A 13,199-nucleotide genomic window follows, 5' to 3' on the forward strand; every position below is an offset into this window, starting at 1 on the left:
CGCGGGCCGCGCGGTGCGGTGTCCCCCGAACGGCGTCGGTGACCGCGGCGCCGGTAAGCTGGGACAACGCGACCGGCGGTGTCACCCCTGCCGTCGCATGACACCCCGCCCATCGAACGACGGAGTGCTGCGTTGATCGCGACCCTGATCGCGTTGGTCCTCACGGCTCTCGCCGCGCCCGCGATCATCTCCTGGCTCGGCCGCCGTGGCTTCTACGTGCTCGCAGCAGCCCCGGCGGCGGCCATGATCGGCGTCGTCGTCGAGTGGCCGCGTGCCGGTGAGGCCCCGCGCACCGAGGCGATCCGGTGGGTCCCGGCGCTGCAGATGGACATCGATCTCCGGATGGACACCCTCTCGGCGATCATGTCGATCCTCGTGCTCGGCGTGGGCGCCCTGGTCCTCTGCTATTGCGCCGAGTACTTCGACAGTGAAGAAACCTCTCCCGGGGACGCCAGCCCCTCGGCGCAGCGGATCCGACGTCGCGTGGCCGGATTCGGCGCGCAGATGGTCGCGTTCACCGGCGCCATGTTCGGGCTGGTGGTCAGCGACAACATGATCGTGCTCTACATCTTCTGGGAGGCGACGACGGTCCTGTCGTTCCTGCTGGTCGGGTTCTACGCCCAGCGCGCGACGTCGCGTCGCGCCGCCACGCAGGCGCTGTTGGTCACCACCGCCGGCGGTCTGGCCATGCTCGCCGGCATCGTGATCCTCGGCGAGCGGGCCGGCAGCTACCTGCTCTCCGACGTCATCTCGAACCCGCCGACCGGCACCGCGGTGACCGTCGCGGTCGTGCTCGTCCTCGTCGGCGCGCTCAGCAAATCGGCGATCGTGCCGTTCCATTTCTGGCTGCCCGGTGCGATGGCGGCGCCCACCCCGGTCAGCGCCTACCTGCACGCCGCGGCGATGGTGAAGGCGGGCATCTTCCTCGTCGCGCGGCTCGCGCCCGGGTTCGGCGACCTCATGGCCTGGCAGATATCGGTGGTCGGTCTGGGCATGCTGACGATGGTCCTGGGCGGATGGCGATCGCTGCGGGAGTTCGACCTGAAACTGATCCTCGCGTTCGGCACGGTGTCGCAGCTCGGCTTCCTGATGGTGCTCGTCGGCACCGGTGACGCGAACGTCGCGTTGGCCGGCGTCGCGATGCTGGTCGCCCACGCGCTGTTCAAGGCGTCGCTGTTCATGGTGGTCGGCGTGATCGACCACTCCACCGGCACCCGCGATGTCCGCAAACTCGCCCGGCTGGGCAGCACGGCGCCGTCGCTGGCGGTGATCGCCGCCGTCGCCTCGGCGAGCATGGCGGGACTGCCGATCACCCTCGGGTTCGTCGGCAAGGAAGCCGCGCTGACCTCCCTGCTCGACGTCGACGGGTTCGACGGATGGCAGGGACCGGTGTCGACCGCGGTGATCGTGTTCGGCTCGATCCTCACGATGGCCTACACCACCCGGTTCCTGTGGGGCGCGTTCGGCCGCAAGGTGCGCAGCGAGCCCAGCGCCGCGGTCGCGCGGATGCACCTCCCGTCGGTCTCGTTCATCGCCCCCGCCGGCATCCTCGCCGCCCTCGGTGTGGCGGCCGGGTTCGCCGCGGGCCCACTGGGGACGCTGTTCGAGCCCTACGCGGAGACCCTTCCGGCGAACGGTCACGAACTCGAGCACCTCGCGCTGTGGCACGGGTTCACCCTGCCGCTGCTGTTGACCGTGATCGTCATCGTCGGCGGTGTCGGCACGTTCGTGGTCCTACGGCGACGTCGCCGCCGTCTCGGCTTCCACACGCCCCCGCTCGGCAACGCCGACCGGATATACGACGCGGTCCTGCGTGGCGCCGACACGGTGTCGCTGGCGCTGACCCGTGTCACCCAGCGCGGGTCGCTGCCGCTCACGCAGGGCGTCATCATGATCACCACCATCGTGGTGCCGACCGTCGCACTGCTGGTGGGCGCACGAAACCGGTTGCAGATCAACGGCTTCGACTCGGTCGCTCAGGTCGTCATCGGCGGGATCATGGTCGCCGCGGCGATCGCCACCACCGTGTTGCGCAACCGGCTGGCGGCGGCACTCGTCGTCGGGGTCACCGGATACGGCTGCGGCATGATCTTCGCCTTCTACGGCGCCCCCGACCTCGCGCTCACCCAGTTCCTCGTCGAGACCCTCACCCTGGTGATCTTCGTACTGGTGCTGCGCAAACTGCCCGCCGAGGCCGAGGCTCGCCACTCCACCGGGTTCAAGCCGCTGCGGGCGCTGATCGGGCTGGCGTTCGGTGCGCTGCTCGTGGTCATCGGGCTCTACGCCGCGGGTGCGCGCACCACCACCCCGGTCGCCGACGACCTGCCGAAGGCCGCCTACGAGTTGGGCAACGGCGCGAACGCGGTGAACGTGCTGCTCGTCGACATCCGCGCCTGGGACACCCTCGGCGAGGTGTCGGTGCTGTTGGTCGCGGCGACCGGTGTCGCGTCGATGGTGTTCCGCCACCGACGATTCGGCGCCGCGCCGCGCGTCGCCGACGCCGCCCGCCTCCACGGAGCCGATCCCAACGCCGTGAACGACATGCCCACCGCCCGCACCACGTGGTTGCGCGGCAGCGAGCTGCGTGACCCGCGACACCGTTCGATGGTGTTGGAGGCGACCACGCGGTTGATCTTCCCGACCATGGTCGTCGCGTCGATCTACTTCTTCTTCGCCGGCCACAACGCGCCCGGCGGCGGTTTCGCCGGTGGCCTCACCATGGGTATGGCGCTGGTGCTGCGCTATCTCGCGGGCGGCCGCTACGAGCTCGGCGAGGCGATACCCGTCGACGCCGGTCGGATCCTCGGTCTCGGGTTGGCGCTGTCGGTGGGTACCGCGTTGGCGTCGGTGTTCGCCGGCGCCCCGGCGTTGTCGTCGGCGACGATCGAGCTCACCCTGCCCGTCCTCGGCGACATCAAACTCGTCACCGCCCTGTTCTTCGATCTCGGCGTGTACCTCATCGTCGTCGGTCTGGTGCTCGACGTGTTGCGCAGTCTCGGCGCCCGTCTCGACATCGAGGAGACCTCGACCACCGCCGGACGCGCGGCGGCCGAGACCGAGGCGACCGGGATGGGGGCACGCCCGTGACCGTCAACCTCGGACTGCTCATCGTCGCCGGGCTCCTCGCCGCGTGCGGCGTGTACCTGCTGCTCGAGCGCAGCCTCGTCCGGATGCTGCTGGGGCTGTTGCTCGTCGGCAACGGACTGAATCTGCTGATCATCACGATCGCCGGCCGCGAGGGGAACCCACCGATCTACGGTCGCTCGTCGGACCGCCGGACCGCCGACGCCGACCCGCTCGCCCAGGGCATGGTGCTCACCGCGATCGTCATCACGATGGGCATCGCCGCCTTCGTGCTGGCGTTGGCCTACCGGTCGTTCGTGATCAACACCGACGACGAGGTCGACGACGATCCCGAGGACCTCAAGGTCAAGAAGCAGTCGCTGTCGGAGGCGCCCGACCGCGACCGGAGCGACGACCCCGTCACCGGTGTCGACACCCGCTCGGGCGACATGTTCGACGACGACGGCACCCCGTTGTCGGCAGAGGAGATCCGTGATCGCAAGCGTCGGCGCATCGAGGCCGACCTGATGCCCGAGGAGGAGGCCGACGACGATTCTAACGACGACCTCATCCCGGACGACCCGGATCTGGCCGACGTCGACCCCGAGGACATCGCCCCGGATGCGGCAGATGACGGCTCGCCGGAATCGCCTGTGCCAGATGACGGCTCGCCAGAATCGCCTGTCACAGATGACGGCTCGCCCGAGGCGGGTGATCGGCGATGACCATCGACACCAGCTGGTTCGCGACGCTGACCATCATCCCGACGCTGCTGCCGCTGGCGGGCGCGGCGCTGACCCTGGTGATGGGTCGCAGTCCCCGCATCCAGCGCGCCGTGGCCGTCACCGCGATCGGCGCGGCGTTCGTCGCGTCGTGTCTGCTGCTCTACCTCACCGACAAGTACGGCACCTACGCGCTGCACGTCGGCGGCTGGGACGGCAAGGGGTACACGAACGGGCCGTTGGGCATCACCCTCGTCGCCGATCAACTCTCGGCGCTGATGCTGGTGGTGTCGACGGTCGTGCTGCTGTGCGTCGTCCTCTACGCCGTCGGGCAGGGTATCCGCGACGGCACCTCCGAACAGCCGGTGTCGATCTTCCTTCCGACCTATCTCGCACTGACCGCGGGTGTCTGCAACGCCTTCCTCGCGGGCGACCTGTTCAACCTGTACGTCTCGTTCGAGGTGCTCCTCGCGGCGAGCTTCGTGCTGCTCACCCTCGGCGCCAGTGCCGATCGTGTGCGCGCGGGGGTGTCGTACGTGTTGGTGTCGATGGTGTCGTCGCTGATCTTCCTGGCCGGGATCGGTTTCGCCTACGCGGCGACCGGCACACTGAACCTCGCGCAGATGGCGGTGCGGCTGCAGGACATCCCCGACGGGACGAAGGGTGCGCTGTACGCGACGCTGCTCGTGGCGTTCGGCATCAAGGCGGCGGTGTTCCCGCTGTCGACGTGGCTGCCCGACTCCTACCCCACGGCCCCGGCCCCGGTGACCGCGGTCTTCGCCGGGTTGCTCACCAAGGTGGGGGTGTACGCGATCATCCGGGCACACACCCTGCTGTTCCCCGGTGGCTCGATGGACACCGTGCTGCTGGTGGCGGGCCTGTTGACGATGCTGGTCGGCATCTTCGGTGCCATCGCCCAGGCCGACATCAAGCGTCTGCTGTCGTTCACCCTGGTCAGTCACATCGGCTACATGATCTTCGGCATCGCCCTGTCGTCACGCTTCGGGTTGTCCGGCGCGATCTTCTACGTCGCGCACCACATCCTCGTGCAGACGACGCTGTTCCTCGTGGTGGGTCTCATCGAACGTCAGGCCGGGTCGGCGTCGCTGCGTCGCCTCGGCGGTCTGGCCGCCAGTCCGCTCCTGGCCGGACTGTTCCTCATCCCGGCGCTGAACCTCGGTGGCATCCCGCCGTTCTCGGGGTTCATCGGCAAGGTGGCGTTGATCGAGGCGGGTACGCAGGACGGCAGTGTCCTGGCGTGGCTGCTGGTCGCCGGGTCGGTCGTCACCAGCCTGCTCACCCTGTACGTGATGGCGCGGGTGTGGACGAAGGCGTTCTGGCGTCCGCGTGCCGACGCCCCCGAGGGCGACCTCGCCGACACCGGCCCCTCGGCGCTGGTCGAGGAGGAGGGCGACATCGCGTTCGGTGACCGCGCCGACGTCGGACGCATGCCGATCGGCATGGTGGTCCCGACGATGCTGATGGTGGTCGCGGGCGTCGCGTTGACCGTCTGGGCCGGGCCCATCTTCGATTTCACGAACAACGCCGCGGCCGAGCTGACCGACTCGAGTCTCTATCTCGACGCCGTGCTGGGAGGTTCCCGATGAGCGACGACACCCGGCGCGAGATGGGACCGATCCCGACGAAGGGTCCGGTCTACGGCCGACTCCACCATGCGTGGCGGGTGTCGTTCTTCACCGTCGTCTGGGGCCTCGCGAAAGTGGTGGTGTGGACGAAGTCGCGCGTGCACCTGCTGTCGTGGCTGGGTGGCGACGGCCGCGAGATCGCCGTCCGACTGTGGACCATCGGCTGGCTCACCTTCGTGTGGGTGTTGCTGTGGGGCACGATCTCGTGGGCGAACATCCTCGGCGGCGTCGCGGTCGCGGTCATCATCCTCGCGTTGCTGCCGCTGCCGCGGGTTCCCGTGGAGGGCCGCATCCATCCGGCGACGATCGTGTTGCTGATGCTGTATCTGATCCGCGACTTCTTCGTGTCGAGCGCCGAGGTCGCCTGGCTGGCGATCCGTCCGCGCCGACCACCGTTGTCGGCGGTGCTGCGGACACGGTTGGCGATCAAGTCCGACATGGTGCTGACGCTGGCCGTCGACTACATCAACCTCGTGCCCGGCACGATGGTCGTCGAGATCGACCACCGTCGCCGTCTGCTCTACGTGCACCTCATCGACGTGAGCAGTGAGAAGAAGGTGCGCGCGTTCTATCGCCAGATGGAGACCGTCGAGCGGTTGTTCATCCGGGCGTTCGAGCGTGACAGTGAATGGCATCCGAGTCCGTACCACGGTCTCGACGACGAGTTCCACGGCATGCCGCCCGTCCGCAGCGACCCCCGCGAGACGACGGGCACCGTGTCCGAGGCGAAGGGAGACCGGCGATGACGATCGTCTGGATCATCGCGGCAGTCCTGCTGCTGGCGTCGGCGGTGATCACCATGATCCGGGTGTTGTTGGGCCCCAACACCCTCGACCGGCTCGTGGCCCTCGACACGGTGATCGCGCTGGCCATGTGCAGCCTCGCCGGTTGGGCCGCCTACAGCCTCGATTCGACGGTGGTGCCCGCCATCGTCGCGTTGTCACTGCTCAGTTTCGTGGGCTCGGTGGCCATCGCACGTTTCCGCGTCCGCGACGACGTGGTGCGGGTGCACCCGGTGACCGGCGAGCCCAGCACCGGACCGGAGGTCCGACGGTGATGTCGGGTCCGGAGGTCCGACGGTGATCACCGATGTGGTGGTGGCGATCCTGGTGTTGAGTGGTTCGGTGCTGGCGTTCACCGCGTCGATCGGTGTGCTCCGCTTCCCGGACACCATGACCCGGATGCACGCGACGACGAAACCGCAGACCTTCGGGCTGTTGCTCATCCTGATCGCGGCGATGATCCGTCTCGCGGGCAGCGTCGACTTCGGGATGCTGGTGCTGTCGGGCCTGTTCGCACTCATCACCGCGCCGGTGGTCGCCCACCGGATCGGGCGCCTCGCCTATCAGGAGCAGCGCGTCCGCGACGACGTGCTGCGCGATTCCGACGCGGAGTCCGGGGCGACGGACTGACCCGTTCGCCCGTACCGATCGGTGTGGACATCGTCGGTGCTCAGACGGCACGCGGCCCCGCGACGCTCGCTGTGCGTGGCAGATCGTGAGGATGTGTAACTTGTGTAGCTGCACACTTCCGGGGCCCCTCAACATGCGTTACTGTTCACCTCACGAAATGAATCGCACGCGACAATGGGGGTGCGTGTGACGGAGCGGGGAGTACCACTGATCATGTCGACACCGAGCACCGATCTGGACACCACGGCCGCATCGGGGGATCGCGCGCCGGGACCGACCATCACCGTCGCGGGCCTTCCCGCATCGCGGTCGCTGTCGGACATCAACAAGTTGGCAACCCAGCTCGTCGGACACTTCGCCGACAACGTGGCCCCGTGCGGAACCCTCCCCGGCGAGCAGCTGCACGGCGATGTCACCGCCGTCACGCAGACCTGTCTGCGGATGGCCATCGAGATCCTCGACGAGCAGCGCCTGCCCGGCGAGGAACAGCTCGCGCAACTGCGGGAGGCCGCCGCGCAGTGGGCCCGTGAGGGCGTTCCACTCGACACGATCATCCACACCTATCACGAGGGCATCAAGATCGGGTTCGACCTGATCGCTGCGAAGGCGGGCGGCGACGACCTCGCCGATCTGGTCTCCGGTTTCCGCCTCGTGATGAAGCTGCTCGACACGTTCACCGTCACCGTCGCGACCGCATACGTGGAGGAGCAGCGCCTCGTCGCCGGCCAGCACCAGTCGGCGACGCAGACGCTGATGTCGGCGCTGCTGTCGGGGCACACCGCGTCGTCGGTGGCGCGCCAGACCGGACTGCCGGTCGCGCAGAGTTACCAGGTGGTGTCGATGACCATCGCGCCCCATCCCGACGAGCTCGATCCGCGCGTGAACACCAAGATCGCCGCGCGTCGCAAACTCCGTCGCGTCCAGTCGTCGCTGGCGACGATGTTCAACTCGCGTGCGCTGACCCTGCTGAGCAACAACGGCGGCACGGTGCTGATCCCGGCCGACACCGACATGCCGGTGCTGACCGGCGAACTGCTCGAAGATCTCTCGGCGATGGCCGAGGCGCCGATCATCGCGACCCACTCGATCGGTACCACCGACCGCATCCCCGAACTCGCCTCCGAGAGCCACGAGTTGATGGATCTGGTGCGCGCGATCCGGCGCCCGCCGGGCCTCTACGAGATGCAGGATCTGCTCATCGAGTACCAGATCACCCGGCCGGGTCCGGCGCGCGATCATCTCGCCGCAACCCTCGAGCCCCTCGACACCCACCCCGAGCTCCTCGAGACGCTTCGGGTGCATCTCGACACCGGTCTCAACCGCAAGGGCACCGGGCGGCGCATGCACATCCACCCGAACACCGTCGACTACCGCCTGCGTCGCATCACCCAGACCACCGGTATCGATCTCGCTCTCCCCGAGGGCATCTCACGGGCACACATCGCGCTGTTGGCCCGCGACCTCGAGCAGCAGGCCACCCGGCCGACCGTCTGAGGCCTCCTCAGCGACCGAGTTCGGTGACCACGGCGGTCACCACGTCGCGCATCTCGCCCGTCTTCGTGTACACCGCGCGTTGCCGCTGATACGAGCCGCGGCCGTCGATGATCGACGAGACCGAGGCGAGTTCGTTCACGCAATCGAGCCGTCGCGCAACGGGTTCCAGGCGCTCCAGGATGTCGGCGAGGTCGTCGGTGACGAGCCGCTCGTTGCAGTCGGCGTCCTGGATGATGACCGCATCGAGCCCGTAGCGCGCTGCGCGCCACTTGTTCTCCTGCACCAGCCACGGCGCCATCTCCCGCGGCAGGGTGCCCGCGGTGAGACGGTCGTCGATGTCGACGACGAGGCAATGGATGAGTGCCACGAGGGCCTCGAGCTCGGCGACGGTCGACACGCCGTCGCAGACCCGGACCTCGACGGTGCCGAGTCGCGGTGACGGCCGGATGTCCCAGCGCACCTCGTTGATGTCGTCGATGATCCCGGTGGTCTTCTGGTCGGCCACGAACGCCTCGAAATCGGCCCACTGCGCGAACTGGAACGGCAGACCGGCCGTCGGGAGCTGCTGGAACATCATGGCGCGGTTGCTCGCATAGCCGGTGTCGGTGCCCGCCCACATCGGCGACGACGCCGACAGCGCCAACAGGTGCGGGTAGTAGGCCAGCAGTGCGTTGACCACCGGGAGCACCTTGTCGCGGCGGTCGATGCCGACGTGCACGTGGACACCCCAGATCAGCATCTGGCGTCCCCACCACTGGGTGCGTTCGATCAGCTCGGCGTACCGCGGCGACTCGGTGAGCTGCTGCGTCGACCACTCGCTGTAGGGATGTGTACCCGCGCCGTAGAGATCGACGCCGATGTCGTCGGCGATGGTCCGCACCACGCCCAGGGTGTGCCGGAGATCGGCCATCGCCTCGCCCGTGGTGGTGCACACGCCGGTCACCAGTTCCACGGTGTTCCGCAGCAGCTCCTGGTGGATCCGGTTGTCGAGAGACGAATCCGCCAGGTGGACAACCCGATCGAACAGTGCCGCAGCCGAGTTCGAGAGTTCACCGGTGGTCTTGTCGACCAGGGCGAATTCCCACTCGACACCCAGTGTCGGTGCGGGAGAACCCCGGAACTCGATGGGAGTGATCACCCCTGTTCGATGACTCCGCAGGCGACGCGCGTGCCGGCGTCACCGGTCGAGAGCGTCTCCTGGTCGGGGGCGGGCGCGTAGCGCGTGGGGATGTTGGCGAAGTTGTCGGGGCCGGAGTGGATCATGATCGACTTTCCGACGATCTGGCTCAGGCTGAAAGCGCTGGTGGTGGTGACCGTCTCGCCGGTGCCGCCCTCGGTGACGTTGATCGACACCAGGTCGCCGCTCGCGGGGTGACCGGTGCGGCCGTCGGCCTGGAAGTGGCCGCCTGCGGACAGGAACGCGCCGGGCGCGCCGCCGGTGGGGGCGACGGAGTTGTTCTCGCACTTGCCCACCGCGTGGATGTGCAGACCGTGGAAGCCGGGGGTGACCCCGGAGGTCACCTTCACGTCGATCCGGACCGCGGACCCCTCGGTGGAGAAGGTGGCCTCGCCGACGCGCGCGCCGCCCGGGCTGATCAGCGACGCGGTCAGACCCGAGCCCGACGGCTCGGCGGCGCCCGACTCGGTCGGCGACGCGCCGGCCTCCCGCTCACCGATGCCGAGGTTGTTCGGGGCCTGGTCACCGGTGATGACGGCCGGCGTGGTGCCCTGCTGAGAGGTGGGCTCCTCGCCCGGGCTGCACGCGGTGAGAACTGCTCCGGCGGCGACCGTGGAGGCGGCGAGCACGAGTGCGCGGCGCACACCGGCGTGGCGGAGGGTCGGCTGGAACATCATCGCGGAAGGTCTCCCTTGTTGTGATCGGGCGCGGGGCGGGCGCGTCGGGGAAATCATATCCGGCGTGCGGCCCGACGGATCCCGCCGCCCGCTCGGCATCCGCGGACGATCACGGGCCGGGGGTCATCGGGTGATGACGATGACCGCGATCCCGCCTCGACACTGCGTGAAGGCCGAGGGCCGGGCGTCGGCGGTGGCGCCGTTGTCGAGGTCGGCGACGACCTTCTCGGCCTCGTCGCGCTGGGCCGGGGTGTAGAAGACGGTGTTCTCGGTGATGCTCGCCGACTGGATGTTGCCGGGCTCGCTGGTGCGGTAGCCCTTGGCCTTGAGGGTGTCGGTGACCTCGACCGCGAGACCCGACTGCGACCCCGCGTTGTAGACGCAGACCAGGGGGCTCGATGCCGAGGCCGAGGTGGACGAGCTCGAGCCGCTCGCCGGAGCGCCGGTGGCCGCCGTCGAACTCGACGGGACCGACGCCGACGGGGACTCCGAGGCGCTCGACGCGGCGGCACGCAGGTCGGCCTCGGGACTGCTGGTGGTGGTGACCGCGGAATGCCAGCCCAACCCGATGCACACCACCGCGATGGAGAACAGCAGCATCGCCCCGGCGCGCAGCGGCAACCGCGTGTTGTCAGATTCGGGGGCCATCACGGCCGCCACTCTACGGACGTCGGCTGCCTCATCGCGGTGCGGGACTCCACGGATCGAGGCGTCAGGTGATCTCGAAGCCGAGGCGTCGGGCGGCGCGCGCCTTCTGCCTGCTGGCACGCAGACGGCGCAGACGCTTCACCAGCATCGGGTCGACGGCCAGCGATTCGGGCCGGTCGACCAGTGCGTTGAGGACCTGGTAATACCGCGTGGCCGAGAGCCCGAAGAGCTCCTTGATGGCCTCTTCCTTGGCGCCGGCGTACTTCCACCACTGCCGCTCGAAGGCGAGGATGTCGTGTTCGCGGCGCGTGAGGCCGTCGGCACCGACGACATTCGCATCGGTTCCGGGTGTGGGGGTGCCGGGGGTGTCAGACTGTTCGCCGGTGCCGACCGGGCCCGACCCCTTCTGACTACGCGCAGTTGCGCCGTCCATCTCGCTCCCTCGAGGTCTTTCCTGCTTACACACCGCGTGACCCGGAAACGTTGCCCGCATCTGACCTGCGAGCGATGCCCGCATCGACGATCGGAACGGTCGAATTACATCGGTGTGGTTCGTTGAACATCTAACCACGGAGTCATCGGGATTTCGGGTTCGGCGTGCCGAGTAATCTGTGCCGCATGGCAATCCTCCCCATCTGCATCGTCGGTGAGCCGGTGCTGCACCGACCGACCGAGCCGGTGGAACTCGACGCCGACGGTCGGCCGCCCGCCGATGTCGTGGCGCTGCTCGACGACATGTACGAGACGATGGACGCCGCCCACGGTGTGGGGCTGGCGGCCAATCAGGTCGGCGTGGGTCGGCGGTTCTTCGTGTTCGACTGCCCCGCAGGCGAGACACGGTCGACCGGTCGCGAACGCGGCGAGATCATCAACCCCGTGCTCGAGACCTCGGAGATCCCCGAGACGATGCCCGATCCGGACGACAACGACGAGGGCTGCCTGTCGGTGCCGGGTGAGCAGTTCCCCACCGGACGCGCCGACTGGGCGCGGGTCACCGGCGTCGACCGCACGGGCGCCGAGGTCGTCGTGGAGGGCACCGGGTTCTTCGCCCGCATGTTGCAGCACGAGACCGGTCACCTCGACGGGTTCCTCTACGTCGACGTGCTGATGGGGCGCAACGCCCGTGCCGCGAAGAAGGCGATCAAACGCAACGGCTGGGGCGAGCCCGGACTCACGTGGACACCCGGCGAGGGGCCCGACCCGTTCGGTCATGACGACGAGGACCCCGACGGCGACGACACCGAGACCGAATGAGTCCGGTCGCGTGACCGCGAACCCCGGTGACCGCGTGGTCGTGCGTTTCCGGAAGGGCGACGGTGCGCCCGGGGACTGGCGTCGCGATCCGTCGGCGACGGCGAGCGACGTGACCGGTGTCCTCGTGGCCTGCGCCGCCGATCACCCGATGGTGATCGATCGGGAGGGCGAGATCGTCTCGATCCCCGCCGATCTGGTGATGTCGGTGCGGGTGCTGTCGGACCGACCGGTGCGCAACTCCGAGATCCGCGCTCTCGAACGGGCCGCGGCCCGCGGTTGGCCCGGACTCGAGTCGGCGATGATCGACGGCTGGTTCGCGCGCGCCGGAGGGGGTTTCAGTCGGCGCGCCAACTCGGCGGTACCACTGGGACGGGGCGCGACTCTCGACAGCGGTGTCGTCGAGGCGTTGACGCGGTTCTACACCGATCGCGATCTCGCCGCGAGATGCGCTGTGGTGGAACGACTCATCCCGTCCACCCACGTCGAATCGCACCGATTCGAGATCGAGGCGGTCGCGATGGTCCGGTCGGCGCAGCCCGTGGGGGTCGCGCGCGATGTCGAGGTCACGATGACCGACACCCCGTCGGACGACTGGATCCGCGCCTACCTCGGCAGCTCCGACCGGGTCGGTTCGCCGGAGGTCGTCCGGTCGGTGGTGACCGCATCACTCGACGGCGCAGTGGGTTTCGCGACGGTCGTCGACGACGACGGCATCGTGGCGATCGGCCGTGGCGCGGTCACCACCGACGAGGACTTCGACAGTCCTGCGCGCGGGGTCGCGTGGAACGGCATCACCTGTCTGTGGACCGACCCGCGTCTGCGCGGGAGCGGGATCGGCACCGCGGTGATCGACCGACTATTCGGCTGGGGTCGCGACCTCGGCGCCGAACAGGCGTACCTGCAGGTCGAGAAGGGCAACGCCGCGGCAATCCGCCTCTACCGCCGCCTCGGCTTCACCCGCCACCACACCTACGGCTACCTCCCCCTCTGACCCGACCGCCGATCGGGCACTCATCCCCATCGATCGTGCAGTTGTCCCCATCGATCGTGCAGTTGACCCCGTCGATCGGGCACTCATCGCCGTCGATCGGGCAGTTGACCCCATC

General features: G+C 68.7%; 13 protein-coding genes. 9 read left to right on the plus strand and 4 right to left on the minus strand.

The annotated features are described in order from the left end of the window. Positions 1-132: 132 nt before the first annotated feature. From ACLBW1_RS11010 to ACLBW1_RS11040, 7 genes are all read left to right on the plus strand, one after another. Positions 133-3,087: a Na+/H+ antiporter subunit A gene (locus tag ACLBW1_RS11010; RefSeq protein WP_447811863.1), complete on the plus strand. Its 2,955-nt coding sequence runs from the start codon at positions 133-135 to the stop codon at positions 3,085-3,087. Continuing rightward, a complete protein-coding gene (locus ACLBW1_RS11015) occupies positions 3,084-3,788 on the plus strand; it encodes a Na(+)/H(+) antiporter subunit C (RefSeq protein WP_447811864.1) in 705 nt (234 codons plus the stop codon). Before ACLBW1_RS11010 ends, ACLBW1_RS11015 begins: the two co-directional genes overlap by 4 nt. After that, entirely contained in the window at positions 3,785-5,392 is a 1,608-nt protein-coding gene (locus ACLBW1_RS11020) for a Na+/H+ antiporter subunit D (RefSeq protein WP_447811865.1), read from the plus strand. Before ACLBW1_RS11015 ends, ACLBW1_RS11020 begins: the two co-directional genes overlap by 4 nt. Next, on the plus strand, positions 5,389-6,177 hold the full coding sequence (locus ACLBW1_RS11025) for a Na+/H+ antiporter subunit E (protein ID WP_447811866.1): 789 nt from the start codon (positions 5,389-5,391) through the stop codon (positions 6,175-6,177). Before ACLBW1_RS11020 ends, ACLBW1_RS11025 begins: the two co-directional genes overlap by 4 nt. Further along, positions 6,174-6,488, plus strand: a complete 315-nt coding sequence (locus ACLBW1_RS11030) for a monovalent cation/H+ antiporter complex subunit F (protein WP_447811867.1) — start codon at positions 6,174-6,176, stop codon at positions 6,486-6,488. Before ACLBW1_RS11025 ends, ACLBW1_RS11030 begins: the two co-directional genes overlap by 4 nt. Before the next feature lie 22 nt (positions 6,489-6,510). Further along, positions 6,511-6,843: a monovalent cation/H(+) antiporter subunit G gene (mnhG, locus tag ACLBW1_RS11035; protein ID WP_447811868.1), complete on the plus strand. Its 333-nt coding sequence runs from the start codon at positions 6,511-6,513 to the stop codon at positions 6,841-6,843. A 213-nt stretch (positions 6,844-7,056) separates the two neighbouring features. Then, positions 7,057-8,337 (plus strand): PucR family transcriptional regulator, encoded by a 1,281-nt coding sequence (locus ACLBW1_RS11040; protein WP_447811869.1) that lies wholly within the window; start codon positions 7,057-7,059, stop codon positions 8,335-8,337. Positions 8,338-8,344: 7 nt separating this feature from the next. Here the strand turns inward: ACLBW1_RS11040 and ACLBW1_RS11045 are convergent, their stop codons facing one another. The 4 genes from ACLBW1_RS11045 to ACLBW1_RS11060 form a co-directional block, all read right to left on the minus strand. Then, the gene (locus ACLBW1_RS11045) at positions 8,345-9,472 is read right to left on the minus strand and encodes a glutamate--cysteine ligase (protein ID WP_447812161.1); all 1,128 of its coding nucleotides are present in this window, start codon (positions 9,470-9,472) and stop codon (positions 8,345-8,347) included. Further along, positions 9,472-10,188: a superoxide dismutase[Cu-Zn] gene (gene sodC, locus ACLBW1_RS11050; RefSeq protein ID WP_447812162.1), complete on the minus strand. Its 717-nt coding sequence runs from the start codon at positions 10,186-10,188 to the stop codon at positions 9,472-9,474. The genes ACLBW1_RS11045 and sodC overlap by 1 nt, the downstream gene beginning before the upstream one ends. A gap of 126 nt (positions 10,189-10,314) precedes the next feature. After that, positions 10,315-10,839, minus strand: coding sequence for a LytR C-terminal domain-containing protein (locus ACLBW1_RS11055; RefSeq protein ID WP_447811870.1), 525 nt, complete (start codon positions 10,837-10,839; stop codon positions 10,315-10,317). 64 nt (positions 10,840-10,903) lie between these two features. Then, positions 10,904-11,272, minus strand: a complete 369-nt coding sequence (locus ACLBW1_RS11060) for a DUF3263 domain-containing protein (protein WP_447811871.1) — start codon at positions 11,270-11,272, stop codon at positions 10,904-10,906. A 185-nt stretch (positions 11,273-11,457) separates the two neighbouring features. Between ACLBW1_RS11060 and ACLBW1_RS11065 the strand changes: the two genes are divergently transcribed. Next, positions 11,458-12,093, plus strand: coding sequence for a peptide deformylase (locus tag ACLBW1_RS11065; protein ID WP_447811872.1), 636 nt, complete (start codon positions 11,458-11,460; stop codon positions 12,091-12,093). 10 nt (positions 12,094-12,103) lie between these two features. After that, entirely contained in the window at positions 12,104-13,084 is a 981-nt protein-coding gene (locus ACLBW1_RS11070; protein ID WP_447811873.1) for an N-acetylglutamate synthase, CG3035 family, read from the plus strand. Positions 13,085-13,199: the final 115 nt, after the last annotated feature.

This window comes from Williamsia sp. M5A3_1d (assembly GCF_053345315.1).